General features: G+C 53.2%; 12 protein-coding genes. 6 read left to right on the plus strand and 6 right to left on the minus strand.

Annotation, left to right across the window (positions count from 1 at the left end):
* Positions 1-8 precede the first annotated feature (8 nt).
* From EG028_RS17085 to EG028_RS17105, 5 genes are all read left to right on the plus strand, one after another.
* Entirely contained in the window at positions 9-1,718 is a 1,710-nt protein-coding gene (locus EG028_RS17085) for a family 43 glycosylhydrolase (protein WP_120517829.1), read from the plus strand.
* Between the two features lie 420 nt (positions 1,719-2,138).
* Entirely contained in the window at positions 2,139-5,318 is a 3,180-nt protein-coding gene (locus EG028_RS17090) for a SusC/RagA family TonB-linked outer membrane protein (protein WP_120517917.1), read from the plus strand.
* A gap of 11 nt (positions 5,319-5,329) precedes the next feature.
* Positions 5,330-7,246 carry a RagB/SusD family nutrient uptake outer membrane protein gene (locus EG028_RS17095; RefSeq protein WP_120517828.1) on the plus strand — a complete coding sequence of 639 codons (1,917 nt, stop codon included), beginning with the start codon at positions 5,330-5,332 and terminating at the stop codon, positions 7,244-7,246.
* A 36-nt stretch (positions 7,247-7,282) separates the two neighbouring features.
* Positions 7,283-8,500, plus strand: coding sequence for a DUF5000 domain-containing lipoprotein (locus EG028_RS17100; RefSeq protein WP_120517827.1), 1,218 nt, complete (start codon positions 7,283-7,285; stop codon positions 8,498-8,500).
* Between the two features lie 6 nt (positions 8,501-8,506).
* Positions 8,507-9,238, plus strand: coding sequence for a DUF4998 domain-containing protein (locus tag EG028_RS17105; RefSeq protein WP_120517826.1), 732 nt, complete (start codon positions 8,507-8,509; stop codon positions 9,236-9,238).
* A 677-nt stretch (positions 9,239-9,915) separates the two neighbouring features.
* Here the strand turns inward: EG028_RS17105 and EG028_RS17110 are convergent.
* Both EG028_RS17110 and rpiA read right to left on the minus strand, forming a co-directional pair.
* Positions 9,916-11,478, minus strand: a complete 1,563-nt coding sequence (locus EG028_RS17110) for a glycoside hydrolase family 28 protein (RefSeq protein WP_120517824.1) — start codon at positions 11,476-11,478, stop codon at positions 9,916-9,918.
* 99 nt (positions 11,479-11,577) lie between these two features.
* Positions 11,578-12,246, minus strand: coding sequence for a ribose-5-phosphate isomerase RpiA (gene rpiA / locus EG028_RS17115; protein WP_120517823.1), 669 nt, complete (start codon positions 12,244-12,246; stop codon positions 11,578-11,580).
* A gap of 54 nt (positions 12,247-12,300) precedes the next feature.
* Here rpiA and EG028_RS17120 point away from each other — a divergent pair, with 54 nt between their 5' ends.
* The gene (locus EG028_RS17120; RefSeq protein ID WP_120517822.1) at positions 12,301-13,113 is read left to right on the plus strand and encodes a ThuA domain-containing protein; all 813 of its coding nucleotides are present in this window, start codon (positions 12,301-12,303) and stop codon (positions 13,111-13,113) included.
* 373 nt (positions 13,114-13,486) lie between these two features.
* Here EG028_RS17120 and EG028_RS17125 read toward each other — a convergent pair whose 3' ends face one another.
* From EG028_RS17125 to EG028_RS17140, 4 genes are all read right to left on the minus strand, one after another.
* Positions 13,487-14,689, minus strand: a complete 1,203-nt coding sequence (locus EG028_RS17125) for an alginate lyase family protein (protein ID WP_120517821.1) — start codon at positions 14,687-14,689, stop codon at positions 13,487-13,489.
* Positions 14,664-16,700: a right-handed parallel beta-helix repeat-containing protein gene (locus tag EG028_RS17130; RefSeq protein WP_120517820.1), complete on the minus strand. Its 2,037-nt coding sequence runs from the start codon at positions 16,698-16,700 to the stop codon at positions 14,664-14,666. The genes EG028_RS17125 and EG028_RS17130 overlap by 26 nt, the downstream gene beginning before the upstream one ends.
* 69 nt (positions 16,701-16,769) lie before the next feature.
* Entirely contained in the window at positions 16,770-17,756 is a 987-nt protein-coding gene (locus EG028_RS17135) for a DUF4466 family protein (protein ID WP_120517819.1), read from the minus strand.
* Between the two features lie 23 nt (positions 17,757-17,779).
* The gene (locus tag EG028_RS17140; protein ID WP_120517818.1) at positions 17,780-18,184 is read right to left on the minus strand and encodes a hypothetical protein; all 405 of its coding nucleotides are present in this window, start codon (positions 18,182-18,184) and stop codon (positions 17,780-17,782) included.
* Between the last annotated feature and the right edge of the window lie 18 nt (positions 18,185-18,202).

Below are 18,202 nucleotides of genomic sequence, written 5' to 3' on the forward strand. Positions count from 1 at the left end.
AACAGCACATGCGGAAACTGATCTTCATTATCTGGTTGCTGACGGCCGCCATGCACTCCGGCGCCCAAACCACCTATTGCAACCCGCTTAATCTCGATTACGGTTATTGCCCGATCCCGAATTTTACGGAATGGGGAAAACACCGCGCTACCGCCGATCCTGTGATTGTCAATTATAAAGGTGACTTCTACCTGTTTTCTACCAACCAATGGGGATACTGGTGGAGCCCGGACCTGCTGAAATGGAATTTTGTATCCCGTAAATTCCTCAAACCCTGGCATAAAGTGTACGATGAGCTCTGCGCCCCCGCCGTGACTGTCATGGGCGACACCATGCTGGTCTTCGGCTCTACCTACAGCAAAAATTTCCCCATCTGGATGAGCACCGATCCCAAAAAAAACGAGTGGAAAGAAGCAGTCGATTCCTTTGAAATAGGCGGCTGGGACCCCGCGTTTTTCCCGGATGACGATGGGCGCCTGTATATGTACAACGGCAGCAGCAACAGGTATCCGTTGTATGGCGTGGAGCTGGACCGCAAAACGCTGCAACCCCTCGGCACCCGGAAAGAAATGTACCTGCTGGAAGACTGGCGGTACGGCTGGCAGCGGTTCGGCGAGTACCTGGACAATACCTTCCTGGACCCGTTCATCGAAGGCGCGTGGATGACCAGACACAATGGAAAATATTACCTCCAGTACGGTGCGCCGGGCACAGAATTCAGCGGCTACGCGGATGGTGTGGTCGTGGGCGATCATCCCCTCGGGCCTTTCACCCCCCAGCCCGATCCTTTCAGTTACAAACCCGGCGGATTTGCACGGGGAGCGGGGCATGGCGCCACGTTCCAGGACAATGCGCAAAAATGGTGGCATGTGTCCACGGTGGTCTTATCCGTTAAAAATAATTTCGAACGAAGGCTGGGCCTCTGGCCTGCCGGCTTTGACAAAGACGGGGTGATGTATTGCAATACCGCCTTCGGTGATTATCCGCATTACATCACGCAGGGCTTTACCAGCTGGATGCTGCTGAACTACAATAAACCCGTGGCCGTTTCTTCCACGCTTGGCGCATTCCTCCCAAACTATGCGACAGATGAAAATATCAAAACGTATTGGAGCGCCGCCACCGGTAATGCCGGCGAATGGATACAGACAGACCTTGGCGCGGTGAGCACCGTGCGCGCCATCCAGGTGAATTATGCGGACCAGGACGCGGAATTTCTCGGTAAACAGACGGGCATCTATCATCAATACAAACTCATGCATTCCACTGACGGAAAAAAATGGGAAATGCTCGTTGACAAAAGCCGTAACCGGACGGACGTGCCGCACGATTACACAGAATTGCCCAAACCTGTAAAAACCCGGTTCATCAAACTGGAAAATATCCATATGCCCACCGGAAAATTCGCTATCAGCGGGCTACGGGTATTTGGTGCCGGGCCAGGCAACAAGCCTGATACCGTGAAAAGTTTGATGGTCCTGCGTACAGAGAAAGACAAACGGAGCGCGTGGATCAAATGGGCGCCCAATGATTATGCCTATGCCTATAATATCTATTTCGGCACGGCGCCGGACAAGCTGTACAACTGTATTATGGTACATAGCAGCAACGAATACTACTTCAAAGGCATGGACCGTACGCTCCCTTATTATTTCTCGATCGAAGCGATCAACGAAAACGGTGTTTCCGCCAGAACCGCCGTGCTGCAATCACCATAAAAAAATCAGATACCGTATCATATACACACTCTCCCCCTGTAAATAATACCTCGCTTGGTTAAAAAAGTACAAGTAATAGGGAAAATCGCGGGAGGAAGGCTCGATTTATTTGTAGAATTTTATATTACCAGATTCTGTATCAACGAACATACAGCGGTATTCCATGAAATGAAAACAGAGAGCTAGAGATCCGTTAGATTATCCCTAATGGCGCACGTTATGAAGATTTATCACCTATAAAACTGATTCCTTAAACTACAGTCCATCGCGGGCTTTTTACTGGACCAATACTGCAAACGATTGCACAAGTAATTGCCGGCTACCGCCGGTGCAGGATTTTACATTTCAACCAAATATGAACTATGCGGCTGCATTCTTCCACTGAATGACGGCCCGGAAAACTGTACAAAAAAAGCACACATGAAAAGACTCCTCCTCATGCGCATTTGTTGCGTACTGGCATTGCTATTGCCATTACTGCAACAGAGTAAAGCCGCGCCCCCGCCTGCGGCGGCCATTTCCTTCAACAAGGAGATCAAAGGCCAGGTAACGGACAGCAGCGGCTCCCCCGTACCCGGCGCGACCATCCTTGTGAAAGGCAGTACCACCATCGGTACCACATCAGACATGAACGGGCGTTTTATCCTCGACGTTCCGGACAACACCCTCGTGATCGTCTTCAGTATGATCGGCTACGCCACACAGGAAGTGCCGCTGAATGGAAGAACCACCGTCAACGTAACCCTTGCCCCCGCAAATAACCAGCTGGGCGAAACGGTGATCGTTGCATATGGTAAACAGAAACGCGAATCCGTGATCGGCTCCATCACCAGCATCAATCCCGGCGAATTAAAAGTACCTTCCAGTAACCTTACCACGGCGCTGGCAGGCAGAATGGCGGGGATTATCGCTTACCAGCGGAGCGGTGAGCCCGGCCGCGACAACGCGGAATTTTACATCCGCGGCGCTACCACCTTCGGTTACAAAAAGGACCCTCTTATCCTTATCGATAACATCGAATATACCACCACCGAACTTGCGCGCCTGCAACCGGATGACATCGCCAGTTTCTCCATCATGAAAGACGCCACAGCCAATGCATTGTACGGCGCACGCGGTGCGAACGGCGTTATCCTCGTGACCACCAAACAAGGCCGTCCGGGTAAAGCAAAGATCAATATCAGGCTGGAGAATTCTTTTTCTTCTCCTACCCGCGACATTGAGCTCACCGATCCCGTCACCTATATGAAACTGCACAACGAAGCCGTGGCCACGCGTAACCCGCTGGCGCCACTGCCTTATTCGCAGGCTAAAATAGATTATACGGAAGAAGGAACGAATCCTGTGGTGTACCCCACTACGGACTGGCGCGAAATGCTCTTTAAAAAATCCACCACTACACAACGTGCGAACTTCAACGTGAGCGGCGGCAGCGACATCGCCACTTATTATATCTCCGGCGGTGTGAACAAAGACAATGGTATCCTGAAAGCGGACGACCGCAACAACTTCAACAACAACATCGATCTTAAAACATACAACCTCCGTTCCAACATCGAACTGCGTGTTACAAAATCCACTACGGTAATGGTACGCCTGAACGGTACGTTCGACGACTATAGCGGCCCTATAGACGGCGGCGAAAAACTGTTCTGGAAAATGCTGCACACCAGCCAAGTACGTTTCCCGGCCTATTACCCGAAGGATAACGAACATGCCTGGATCAACCACATCATGTTCGGCAACGAAGACCAGGGCCAGTACCTGAACCCTTATGCGGACATGGTAAAAGGTTACAGGGAATATTCCCGTTCGTTGATGGTCGCACAGTTTGAACTGAAGCAGGACCTTTCCAACATCATCACCAAAGGGCTTTCCCTCCGCGGTATGATGAACACGAACCGCAGCGCCTACTTTGAGCTGCAACGCCAGTACGTGCCTTTCTGGTATACCGTGGGCGCTTACGACAAACCGACGAACGAATACCAGATATACAACATCAATCCCGAAACCGGCACCGATTACCTGGGCTTTGTGCCCCGGGACAAAACGGTACAATCCGTATTCTACGGAGAGCTGGCGATGGACTACAACCGCACTTTCCAGAACAAACACAACCTGGCCGGCATGCTGATCTTCATTGCGCGCAACAGGCTGGAGGGAAACAATGCGGACGGCTTACAGAAGTCGCTCCCCGCTCGTAACATGGGCCTTTCCGGCCGCGCCACCTACGGGTACGACAACCGGTATTTCTTTGAAGCGAACTTTGGTTACAACGGTTCAGAACGTTTTTATAAAGCGGAACGTTTCGGCTTCTTCCCCACAGCGGGCGCAGCCTGGTACATCTCCAACGAAAAATGGTGGGACCCGTACAAATCCTTCATCCACAAACTGAAGATACGCGCGAACTACGGCCTGGTGGGCAACGACCAGATCGGTAATGAAGACGAACGCTTTTTCTACCTCTCCAACGTGAATATGAATGACGCGGGCAAAGGCGCACGTTTCGGCAATACCGGTTCTTATTCACGCCCCGGCATTTCCATTTCGCGTTACGACAACCAGGCCATCACCTGGGAAACCGCGAAGAACTCCACCTTTGGCCTGGAGATCGGCCTGCTGAAGAACCTGGAGATCATCCTCGAATATTTCACCGAGCACCGTACCAGCATCCTGATGAGCCGCGCATCCATCCCGAAAACGATGGGCCTGCAGGGCGCCACGCCCAAAGCTAACGTGGGCAGTGCTTCCAGCAAATCCTACGAAGCAACGCTGGATTACAACGCCAAAGTGAACAAGAACTGGTTTATATCCGCGAGAGGTACTTTCACCTTCGCCCGCAACCTTTACGAAAACTACGAAGAGCCGATGTACGAAGAGGCCTACCGCTACAGGAAAGGCCATTCCACCGCACAGCAGTGGGGCTTCATCGCGGAGCGCCTTTTTATTGACGACGAGGAAGTAAGAAGTTCTCCCACCCAGAGCTTCAACGGCTTTATCACCCGCGCGGGCGATATCAAATACAGGGATATCAATGGCGATAAGATCATCGATCAGCGGGATATGGTGCCCATCGGGTTCCCCAGCCGCCCCGAGATCAGTTACGGCATCTGGTTTTCCTCCACTTACAAAAACATCGACTTTTCTCTTTACTGGCAAGGTTCCGCCCGTTCCTCCTTCTGGATAGACGTGGAAGAAACCTCGCCCTTCGTGGACTACAGGCAGAGTGCCAGCGACGTGGCCGTATCCGAAACGCAAATGCTGAAAGTGTATTCTGACAACTACTGGTCCGAAGGAAACAGGAACCTCTATGCCCTCTGGCCCCGCCTGAGCCCGCAGATCAACCAGAACAGCGCGCAGCAAAGCACCTGGTTCATGCGCGACGGTTCTTTCCTGAGGCTCAAGCAGGTAGAGCTCGGTTATTCCCTGCCCAGGCACCTCGCCAAACGCTGGCACATGGAATCGCTGCGCATCTATGGCTCCGGCACAAACCTGTTCACCATCAGCGGGTTTAAGCTCTGGGATATAGAAATGGCGGGCAATGGCCTTGGGTACCCCGTTCAGAAGGTACTTAATATCGGCCTCAACATTGGATTCTAAAAAACGACCTGATGAAAAAGACATATATTCTCCTGTTGCTGGCGGCCCTCTGCGGCTGTAACTACCTGGATGTGGTACCAGACAACATTCCTACGATAGAAAACGCTTTCACCCTGCGCTCCAGTGCGGAAAGGTTCCTGTTCACCTGCTACTCCTACATGCCGGCAAACGGGCACTTCAACGACAACGTGGCATTCAACTGCGCGGACGAGATCTGGCACGACGATCCGCCGAGAGACATCCAGGCACAGTTTCACAACATCGCCAAAGGACAGCAGAACGTATCCAACCCGCTGGGCAACTTCTGGGGAGGCACCAACCGCGGCAAAGCACTGTTCATCGGCCTGCGGGACTGCAACACCTTTATCGCGAACATAGACAAGGTGCAGGAAATGACCGAATATGAAAGAGACCGCTGGAAAGCGGAAGTGAAATTCCTGAAAGCCTATTACCACTTTTTTCTTTTCCGCATGTACGGTCCTATTCCGCTGATGAAGGAAAACCTGCCGATCTCCGCCAGCCCGGAGGAAGTACAGGTAGCGCGTATGCCGGTGGACAGTTGCGTGAACTACATCGTGCAATTGCTGGACGAAGCCTATGCCAGCCCCAACCTTCCGGAAATGCTGGCGGGCAGCGAAGGCACCGAGATGGGCAGGATCACCAAGCCCATCGTGCTCGCACTGAAGGCCAAAGTACTGGTAACAGCCGCCAGCCCGATGTTCAACGGCAATACCGATTATGCTTCTTTAAAGGATAAAACCGGCAAAGGCGCTCCCCTTTTCAACCAGACCTACAGCGTTGAAAAATGGCGCAGAGCTATGGACGCATGTCGCGAGGCCATTGAATTCTGCCATTCACAGGGTTATGCGCTGTATCATTTCCCCGGCATGTTCGGCTACGTGCTGAACGATACCATCCAGACGGAACTGGACTTCCGCGTATCGCTTACGACCATTGTGAACAACACGGAAGTGATATGGGCCAATACGAACAGCACCACCGCCGATATGCAGCGATGGAGCATGCCGCTGATAGCCGAAGGCGCCAGTACATCAGGCCCCAAAGGCATCCTGTCCCCCACCATCAAAATGGTGGAACAGTTCTACAGCAAAAACGGCGTGCCCATCGATGAAGACAGGACCTGGGATTATGCCAGGCGGTATACCCTCCGCAAAGCAAAACCGGAAGAAAGATTTTACGTTGCCGAAGACCAGGAGACCGTGCAACTGCATTTTGACCGTGAGCCGCGCTTTTACGCCAGCGTATCCTTTGACCGCGGCACCTGGTTCGGCAACTGGATCGGCAATTACGACGTGACCAAACCACTGTTCTACCCCAAGATGCGCGCCGGGGAGATCAGCTCCCGCCGCGGCATCAGTAACTATTCCGTGACCGGCTATAATATCAAAAAACTGGTGAACATCGAAACCAGCGTAGCCGCGGACGGTAACTTCACCAGCAACCTCGTGAATTACCCCTGGCCGGAATTCAGGCTGGCGGACCTGTACCTGCTTTACGCCGAAGCGCTGAACGAAGTGAACGGCTCCAGCGCCGAAGCGATGGGCTGGATAGACCAGGTGCGCGCACGCGCCGGCCTGAAAGGCGTGGCCGAATCCTGGACAAACTTCTCCAACGAACCGCTGAAGTACCAGACCAAAGAAGGCCTGCGGGAGATCATCCAGCACGAGCGCAGCGTAGAGCTGGCGTTTGAAGGCCAACGCTTCTGGGACCTGCTCCGGTGGAAAACCGCGCACATTGCCCTGAATGCGCCGATCAAAGGCTGGGACATTACGCAGAAAGACGCACCTTCCTATTACAAGGAGCGCCTGCTGTTCAACCAGCGTTTTACCATCCGCGATTATCTCTGGCCGATAGAATTGAATGAAATGACCATCAATCACAACCTGGTTCAAAATCCCGGCTGGTAATACCCGGCACATTTTTCACCTGACAAATCATTCACCATGAGAAAAATATCTGCTTACCTGCTACTGATCACCATGGGCCTGGCCGCCTGTAAAGAAGAAGGCGCCAGCCCCCTTTCCAAAGACGGTTCCGCGCCACAGCCGGTATCATCGCCCGCGTTTACGGCGTTACCCGGAGCGGCAAAGATCACCTACAGCCTCCCCGATGATCAGAACCTCGCCTATGTAAGGGCGGAGTTTGAAGTGAACGGCGAAAAAAAAGAAACCAAAGCATCCTTTTACAAACGTGAAGTGATCGTGGAAGGTTTTGGCGACGTTGCCGAGCGCACCGTCAAACTCTACACCGTGAGTTATAGCGAACAATCCTCCGCCGCGGTGGAAATAAAAATAAAACCATTACCCCCCGCCATCGATACGGTATTTAAATCCCTGGCCGTACGCGAGTCCTTCGGCGGTATCAATACCACTTTCAAAAACGGCCTGGGCGGGAACATCGTAATAGGCGTACTGGTATGGAACAACCACGACAACCAGTGGGACCACTACGACAACTACTACACCGCGGCTGATTCCGGCAATTTCTCCGTTCGCGGCCTGCCCGCGGTACAGGCCAGGTTTGGCCTGTTCGTGCGCGACCGCTGGGACAACCATACGGACACGATGGAAATAACGCTTACCCCCATCTATGAAGAAGAACTGGACAAGAAAAAGTTCGTGGACGGCCGCAAAAAGAACTGGCCCATTCCCCAGCTTTTCCCCCTGCCCCAGTCAGGCAAGAACATTGCGGAGCCTGGCAACCTCAGCTCCTGGCCCTTTGGCAATATGTTCGACGGGAACGTGGGCGGCAACGGCTTCCATACCACTGAAAATAAAGACCAGCCCCTCTGGATACCGATAGACCTGGGCGTAAAAGCGCAGCTGAGCCGGTACAAGATCTGGCAAAGGCCCGGCGGCTACGCCTTCAGCCACGGCAACCCTCATCAGTGGGAAATATGGGGCACAAACGATACCAAGGATGTGAACAGCTGGGTACTGCTGGACGCACGCACCATGGTAAAACCTTCAGGCCTGCCCCTCGGTGAGGTGACAAACGAAGACACCCAGGTAGTGCTCAACGGGCAGGAATACGAATTCCCTCTCAACACCCCCGCCGTACGTTACATCGCCTGGAAACACATCGACAGCTGGGCCTCCATCCAGGGTATGCTGGGCTTTTTCCATATCACGGAAATGACCATCTGGGGGCAGATCAAATAACTTAAAATGAAGACGAACATGCACATGAAAAAATATATCTCCGGTTTCCTGCTCTGCCTCCTGCTCGCTGCCTGCGGCAAACAGGACGACAGTTACCGGGAATTCCTTAAAGACGGCGTTATCATATATACCGCGCGCGTGGATTCGCTGAAAGCCTTCGCCGGCGACAGCCGCATTGCACTCAGCTGGCTGCTGGTATCCGATCCCAAGATCACCCATTGCAGGGTGTTCTGGAACAACGGCGCGGATTCGGTGAACGTGCCGGTGCAGCGCACCTCCGGTGTGGATACCTGCCGCATCATCATTCCTAACCTGAATGAAAACGTGTATGCATTTCACGTATACACTTACGACGCTAAAGGACATTCATCCGTAAAAGAGGAAATAATCGGCACCGCATACGGTTCCGTTTACCTGAGCACTTTATCTAACCGCCCGGTGCGCAAAGCCACTTACAAATCATCCGGCAAAAAAGCCGAGATCGTCTGGTTTGGCATCAACCCCGAAGCGGTGGCGGTGGATATTGAGTATACGAACCTGGCGGACCAGGTGGTGAAACAAAGGGAAGTGGCGCTTAAACACCCCACCGACCCCAACAGGCCCGCCGCTTTTAAGGATACCACTTTCCTTGAAGGGTACAAACAGGGCACAGCCATCAGGTACAGAACTGCCTTTAAACCTGAAGCAACGGCGATAGATACATTCTACACGCCGTATGAACCGCAAACAGTCCAGTGATCATACATCAATATGAATCGAAGCCCGCTTTTTCAGCGGGCTTCTTTATTTTTACCAGGCGTGACCAGGCTTAAGCAACCCGCCGGCAATTGCGGGCCAGAACGCAAACATTTTTGACGGCAGGGCCGGGCAATTATAAAAATTCATCCCGGCCCGATCAGGGACATGGCTCCTAAATATGACAGTCCCCGGCTTCAAACTGACAACGTCAAGGAAAAACTGACAACTACCTACTTCAAACTGACAACGTCCGAGTAAAAACTGACAACGTCGAGGAAAAAACTGACAACTACCTGCTTCAAACTGACAACGTCCGAGTAAAAACTGACAACGTCGAGGAAAAAACTGACAACTACCTACTTCAAACTGACAACGTCCGAGTAAAAACTGACAACGTCGAGGAAAAAACTGACAAGCACCTGCTTCAAACTGACAACGTCCGAGTAAAAACTGACAACGTCGAGGAAAAAACTGACAACTACCTGCTTCAAACTGACAACGTCCGAGTAAAAACTGACAACGTCGAGGAAAAAACTGACAAACACCTGCTTCAAACTGACAACATCCCATCCCAACTCATAGAAGGCGTGGCATTTTTCCTTAATCAGGGTGAGAAAATGCATAAAAAAAAGGCCGGTGTTTTAAACCGGCCCTTTTTACTCATTGAAAATATAGTCTTATTTAGAAGGTTCGATGTTTTTCCCCTGTTTGATATTTTTACTTTTCTCCCCTTCCACTTTCACAAACGAAGTTGCCTGCCCTTTGGCATTCACCCCGGAGATGTTCGCTCCTTCCACATTTTCCAGCCGGATGATGGATTCGCCGCCCGTGGTTTCGGGGAGTTTCCAGTCCTGGAGAGTAATGTCCTGTCCGTCTTCACAAATAAAGGCGGGCCTTACGTCGTTGGTGTCCAGGTGAAAAACAACGTTTTTCAGTGTCAGGCCTTTTACGTGCCTCGCCCAGATGCCGTACGCGGGGATGGTAGGGCCGAAGGTTTTCACTTCCGGGTATTTATCGATAGCCTCGGGTACTGCCTGGCGCGCGTTTTCAGCAGTACCGCCGCCGGCGAGGCGGATCTCGATGTTCTCCAGGGTAAGCCCCGTGATGTAATGGCCCGGAACACCCGTGATCAGGATGCCGGAAGGCGGGCTTAGCTGGGTTACCTTCGATGAATTGGCTTTTACGTTGCGTACGGTCACATTGGTGAGGGTGCCGGTGAGCTGCTGGGTGTCCTTCCCTTTGCGGAATACGCTCAGGCGCGAACCGAGGCGGAACAGCATCGGCGTTTTTACGTTTTCCATGGTGATGTCGCTGATGTCCACGTTGCGGAGATGCGCGCCGTCCACGGTCAGCAGTTTGATGCCACCGTTGTTGGTATCGTAAATGTAACAACGGGATATTTTGATGTTCTCAAACGGGGCCATGGATTCGGTGCCCATTTTGATGGCGCCGTGGCCGCTTTTCAACCGCATGTCCGTCACGGTGATGTCGCGGCAGGCCATGGTGCTGGAAGTGGTTTTAAAACAAAGCGCATCGTCCCCGCTCTGGATGTCGCAACGGGCGATCTGCACGTTCTGGCAGCCGTCTATGTCGATGCCGTCGTTGTGCGCCACACCATGACTGAGGATCTTTACATCTTCGATCTTTACATTTTTACATTGAAAATAGTGGCTGGTCCATGCGGCGGCAAACTGGAGGTTCACGCCGGTCACCTTTACGCCGTTGCAGCGCACGATCCTGACGAGGAAAGGGCGGCGGCCCCAGCGGAGAGATTCGGAGCGGGTGTCCGTCTCTATTTGTTTTGCTTTCAGCGCGGAGCCCTGCCCGTTGATCGTGCCTTTGCCTTCGATGGTCACGTTACTGGCGTCTACCGCCGCGAGCAGCGCCCAGCCTACGTCTATGCCCAGGCCGTCTGTGAAGGGGTCCGGGTTCGTGTAGTCGTTTACGTCCGTACTGCCCAGCAATACGGCATTTTCTTCGAGATGAAGCGTCACGTTATTTTTCAGGACTACCGTGCCGGAAAGGAATTTCCCCGCGGGGATGATCACTTTTCCGCCGCCGCTCTGGCTGCATTCGTCGATAGCCTGCTGGATGATCTTCGTGTTGAGTGTTTGCCCATCGCCTACCGCGCCGCGGGAGCTGATATTGATATCCTTTGCGGAAGCGTGGATACCCAGGCAGAGGAGGACCGCAATCAGCAGGTTGGCTACCGGCTTGCGGGAAAAGACAAATGTGTTCATAACTGGTGGAATGCTGTTTGATGCAATTTAACAAAGGGTGATCCGAACTCCAAAAGAGCTGAAAATATGCATATAGCAGGTATAAAAAGCACCAGTATTTCAGCTCCCGTGGCGGTTAAAGCGGACGATCTCCGCTCCTTTCCCCATGATCACCGTATCGGCCAGGTTGATAAACAGCCCGTGGGCAACGAGGCCGGTGATATTATTCAACTCAAGGGCCAGCGCGGCAGGGTCTCCGATCAGGCCAAAATCCGCATCCAGTACCCGGTTGCCTTCGTCCGTCACGAACCCTTCCCGGAGGAGGCAGCTGGCACCCAGCTTTTCCAGTTGCTGTTCCACATACCGCTGGGCAAACGGGATCACTTCTATGGGCAGCCTGAACGCGCCCAGCTGCGCTACGAGTTTGCTGCTGTCCGCAATAATGATCTCGCGGAGAGTTCTTTCCGCCACGATCTTTTCGCGCAGGAATGCGCCGCCGCCGCCTTTGAGGAGGTACAGCTCGGGCGTGAATTCATCGGCGCCGTCTATCGTGATGTCTATCGCTTCCACGGAGTTGATATCAGCCAGCGGGATGCCCAGCGTAACGGCCAGCCTCGCCGTTCTCACCGAAGTGGGCACACCCGTGATACGGAGGCCACGGAGGGCGATCTCCCGGATCACGAATTCCGCGGTGCTGCCGGTGCCCAGGCCTACCACCTGCCCGTCTTTTATCATGCCGGCCGCGACCTTTGCCGCAGCCTGTTTTTCTTTATCTTTTTGCGCAGTCATTTTACAATTTACGGAGGCTGAAAGATTCTAAAAAATTAATGTAGATTTAGAAGTATGAAATTCCACGCTACCTTATGCCTTGCCTTGCTTTTCTGCACCGGCGCCCTGGCACAGCACCCCTTTAAAGTCATCGCTTTTTTTACAGGCAAAAACGACCAGGCGCACATCAGTTTTGTGCGCGAAGCCCATCAATGGTTTCCTTCCATGGGCGCGAAGTACAATTTTACCTATGACTCCACCAGCAACTGGGACAACCTGAATGCCGCCTTCCTGGCCAATTACAACGTTGTGCTGTTCCTGGACACACGGCCTGAGAAACCCGCCCAACGCGAAGCCTTCCAACAGTATATGGAAAAAGGCGGCGCCTGGATGGGCTTTCACTTCTCCGCGTTTGCGCTCACGCCCTCCCAGTTTCCGCAGAACTGGGACTGGTATCACAACACCTTCCTCGGCTCGGGCTCCTACGGCAGCAACACCTGGCGGCCTACATCGGCAGTGCTGCGGGTGGAGGACTCCACGCATCCGGCCATGAAAGCTTTGCCCAAAACCTTTTCCGCGTCGCCGAATGAATGGTACCGCTGGGAAAACGATCTCCGCAAAAACCCGGACATCCGCATCCTGCTGGCGATAGACCCTTCCAGCTTCCCGCTGGGCACCGGCCCCAAGCAGCATGAGATATGGCACAGCGGGTATTATCCCGTGGTATGGAGCAACAAAAATTACAAGATGGTGTATGTGAACATGGGGCACAACGATATCGATTATGAAAACAGGACCAATAAAACCCTTTCCCATACCTTTGACAATCCCGTGCAGAACCAGATGATCATCAATAGCCTGCTGTGGCTGGGCGGGGCTGAAAAATAAAATTCTCTGCATTGAAAGTGCAGAGGTTTGGAATCCGGACTAAAGTCCTGCTTCGGTGCTGATCCTCAACATGAGTGCTCCAGGCGGGCGCAAAGCACGTCATTGCGAGGAGCTGCAGCGCTAAAGTGGGTGGGGCGACGAAGCAATCTCCTGCATCGAATGGATGTACGCCAGGATATGGAGATTGCTTCGTCGCGGCTCCTGCACAGATCCCCCGCTGCTCCTCGCAATGACGACCTTTTCACAACGACGCCCCAAACAAAGCCAGTTCTGTATTAGATTTTCCCGCATTACTAAAGCCCTTGCACTACCAATAAAAATACCGGCACGTTGCCGGCATTTCTTTTTTATACACCCGTCCAGGTTTGCCCCGTCAGAAAGTACTGCCGGTCAGTAATATCAGGTCGTTCTGCTTTTCCTCTTTCTCCAGCAGCTTCCGTGCATCCACATCGGGGTAATGCGGCGCCGCGAGGCGGGCCAGATCCGTGAATCCTTTTACATCGCGTGGTTTGATCTGCTCGTAAGTCCAGGGGCGTGCTTCGTCCGCATACCCCAGCATCCATCCGAATGCTTTTTTCAGGCTTTTCCCGCCGGGCGTTTCCATCGTCCAGAGGTTGAGCTGCACATTTTCCGCGAGGCGCGCCAGTTCAAAAAATCCCTTCAGGTTCATCTGCGAATAATTCCAGGACAGCGTGCGTGCCAGTTCATGCGGCTGGCTGCCGTCTTCTTTCAGCTGGCTTTCAATGCGTGGAACGGTTTGTTCTTTCAGCATCTTTTCCGCCAGCGCCTTATCGTCCAGGAACAGGGCGATGGATACGGTCTGCACGTCGTACCATGTACCGTGATTGTTATGTTCATCCGCTTCGTCCATCCCGATGGGACTGGTGCGCATCCATTGCAGGAAGCTGGTGTACCAGGCGCGGATGCCGTTCTCTTCTTCCGGCTGAAGAACGGCGGAGCCTTTCAGCAGCGAAACGCCGTCCAGCAGTTTGACGAGCCCCTTCGTATCGATCAGGCCAATGCCCCGGCCCTCCGTAATGCCGGGGATAGACTGCCCGAAGTTCAGGTTCGGGTTCATTCTCGTGGCGGGGTCTATGAACCAGGTGCGGAGAAGGCGTGCGGCATGCTGCGCATACACCTGTTTGCCTGTATAATACCAGGCGATGCTCAGGATATACACATCCCTGCAAAGCGCGGTATGATATTCTGCATCACGGATGGAATAACGTTCGGGATTGATGCGGCCGTCTTTCCGGATATAAGGCAGACCGTCTGTCTTTGTAGAGTCCGGCCACCAATAAGGGCCTACGCTCATGTAATCATGTTTGTCCCCGCTGGGCGGCATTTTGTCTTTGCTCACTACGGAGTAAGGACCATTTTGCAGCGCCTTGTCCGCCTCCTGCAAAATATTCCCGAGCGCCTTTACCGCCGTGGGATCGCCCTGCTGTACCAGCTGTTTGCCTTTTACCAGCACCTCCGGGCGCATCATAAAAGTATGCGGGGTGTCCTCCGCAAAAACGTTCATGCTCAGCGCAAGACACAACGCGAGTTTAGTCCATAACAATATATTTTTCATTGCTGATCTTTTGTTGTGAAGACTGGTTGCCATTGCCGCCGAGCAGATTGTTTTCCTGCTTCAGCAGCGTGGTGGCATAGGATTCAAGGCCGAAGCCGTTGTTGTAATGAATGAGATTGTTGCTGACAGTCACATTTCTGGAACCACTGTGCAGGTACTCCAGCATCACGCCGCTGCGGTCGTTCGCTTCCACGAGATTGTCCGTGATCTGTACCTGGCTGCTTTCGGATACCAGGATGCCGTAAAATGCATTCCTGGCTACTTCGTTGTGATCGATATGGACGGCCGCGGAATGTAATACGGCTATGCCGCTGCCGAAAGGTGATGTGTCCATTCGGCTGTTCCGGATCGTGACGTTTTTGCAATGGCTGATAAACAGGTTGTGTTGTAGCCTTGGGCCGGGCACGACGCTGCCGCCATTTTCGTTGAGGTTGCAGCTGGTAATGGAAATATCCGCCGCCCCGCTGATAAGCAGGCCGTTGAAAGTGCAGTTCTGAACAGTAAGATTGTGGAATTTCAGGCGCTGCATCTGGCCTTCGCGCTGCGCGCGGAAGATGATGCCGCCACGGTTGCCCGCGTTGCTTCTGAAAGAACGGTTGCTGTTGGGATCGGTGCCGGGGTCCGTTTTGGTGGAGCCCTCCACGACCAGGTCGCGGATGGTCACGTCACTCATGTCTTCCAAAGCGTTCACGATTGCATCGCGTCCGCCGGAAGCGGGGTTCAGGAAAAGGATGGTGCCCAGCCCCTCTCCCGCCAATGTAACGCCGGAAGGCATACGCAACGTAGTATCCAGCGTATGAATGCCCGCTTTCACCAGCACCCAGCGTTTGCTGCCTGCCGCCTTATCCAGCGCCTGCTGGATGGATCCGCCTGGCTCCACGATGATGGCGTCTTCAGGCGTTGTTGTTTTCTCCGCTCCCGCGCCTGCTACGCCTATGTGTGTTTTTAGTTTTGCGGTAAGTGGACCGCCCGTTTTTTTCGGCTCCACCCGCACGGAGGTAAGCACACTGCGGCCGGCTTTCGCGCGTACGGAATCAGCAGCCTGCTGAATGTAGGGAAAGCTGATCCCCGCGCGCTGGTAATGGCGGTAAACATATTCGTAATCGTCGCGCAGGTCTTTCGCGCGTTCGGAAATAATACCGTAGCTGTGCGGCTTGTCTCCCAGGAGAAAACGCGCCGTGTATTCAAAACCCCAGCCGATCCTGTTGTCCGCGATGGAAAACAGGTCCGTGCCCTGTGTAAAAGCGATCTGCGCCGCGCCGGCAAACTCGCCGAGGCCCAGCTGCACATGCCCCTGGTCCCGCATGGTTTCCTGGCACTGGCCCGAGGGATAGATATATTTAAAAATGCTGCCGTTCACCGGCCCGTGCAGGAAGTGATCCACTGCATTGTCGAACATCTTTTTATCGTCGAGGTAAATGCCCATGGCGATGATGGAATGGATAATTGCGCCATCCCAGTTGCCGTTTGCCTGCGGGTAATAAAAGCGCATGAGCGGGTAATACACCGTCATCAGCATATTCCTGAACCGGCTTATATCCTGCTGCTTCCAGCCTGATTTTGAATAACGGAGGATCTCCGCCGCGTTGCAGAGCAGGTGGCCGGTCCAGGCGGCGAGCAGTTTGGCGTCATTGTAGTCGAAGTCCCAGAGCGCGGCGGACCAGGTGTTGAGGATACGCATGGAATAATCCGCATATCGCTGTTCGCCGGTCACATACCATACCAAAGCCGCATTATAGGCCATATTTGCGCCTTTGGACAGTTCGCCTCCACCAATATTCGGTTTACCGTAAGGGCCTCTTAAAACGTGTGCAAATGCCTTTATTTCCGCATCCGTGTCAATACCTTCCTTCATCCGGTCAAATGCGGCCCGGTAAGGCTGGCGGTTTTCGAGCACGAGTGATTTCATCAGGGCGAGGTCCGCCGCGGACTGGTCCAGCCCGGGATGTTTGAATTGAGCGTTGGCTGCTAAAGAGAAAAGCAGGATAAAGAGCAGGATAATATTTTTCATAGCTTCCGTGGAGTGGATAAAAAAAGAAAACGGGGACTGGTTTCCCAGCCCCCGTTATTTTAGTCTGCATTACTTCATTGTATAACGTTTGATGCTGAGCGTCGCGGTTTTGTTAGGGTTTGACGCGGCGTTTACAAAAATATACGCCCTGTATTTCCCATCCGTTGTTTCCACCCACACGCCATAATCTTTCGCCAGGCCGAGGGTATAATTTATGCCTTCTCCGATATTAAGCTGCTGGAAATCGGCATCATCGATGAATACCCCGAACTGATCACGGGCCAGCTGCTGATCGCGCAGTTGCCATACCTTCATCAGTTTTGTATTCCTGTTCACTCCTGTGGGCAGGGTGATGCCTGGCAGGTATTTCGGGTCCGCCGCCGGGGCTACCAGTGCGTGGCCGAAGGAAGCGGGGGTGGTACGGTACAGGTATACCAGGTCTATCTTATCCGCATGCGCGGGAGCATCTGCCTGGTTGTATGCCGCCATATCTGTAATGGAAATATATTTGGCACCAGCATCCGACACGGGAATGTCCAGCTTCATTTCCATATTGGCCACTTTGAAGGGGCCGAGGTTGTACGTCACCGTTTCGCCATTGCTGGCGCGGGCGGTGAATTTAAAGCTCACTTCCTTACCGCGTGCGGCTTCCGCCGGAACATAATAATACCGGAGCGTGGCGGCCATCGTGTCTTTACTGAAGGTCACGGTGGTGATGTTATCCTTATTTTCAGAAGGATTGCCGATCACGACTCCCGAATCCAGGCCACCGCCGGTCGTAAAAAAAGAACGGTGTTCCAGGTAAGTGGTGGGAGCGCCCGCAATGGAAGCCTCCACCTGCGCGGACACGATCTTGCCTTTATCCGCGGGGAGAGCCATTGCATAGGCGAATTCCATTGCGCGGCCTACCAGCGAAGGGCCGATGCTGCGTTTGATCGCATCATTCTGCAGTTCGTTCTTCGGCTGCGGCACCGCATAGTCCTTGTCGCTGCACGATGCGAACATCAGCGCGGCAGCCGCAAGCGTTGTTGTATATCGAAAGAATTTCTTTGTCATGATTCAATGTTTTAATGGGACAATTATTGCTCAACCGTTACAAACACCTTGTAGGTCTTTTTCACCTGCCTGTTACCGGAGATCACGGTCCAGGATCTCTGCGTGGTAAGGTCTGAAAAATCCACCCAGGTAGTGATCTTCGGATCGAGCTTGCAATCCTGTGCCAGGCCGAAGCGGGGCCAGATCTTTTTCAGGTCCGTTCCGAAACGTACGGTGATTTTGATCGTTTGAGCGGCGGTATCGATCGTTGCGGATTTTCCGTGCGTCACCAGGTGATCGGAGCCCAGCATTTCGAAACTGCTCACAAAACATTCCGCGCGGGTAGTGATAAGAAGGCCGTCTTCATCCACGGGGCTATCTTTTTTACAACCCATCCAGATCGTCGCGAAAAACATTACCATGAAAACTGCTGAAATATATTTCTTCATCTCGCAAAATTTTAAAAA

Origin of the sequence: Chitinophaga barathri, from assembly GCF_003807585.1 — a bacterium.
Lineage (GTDB): Bacteria > Bacteroidota > Bacteroidia > Chitinophagales > Chitinophagaceae > Chitinophaga > Chitinophaga barathri.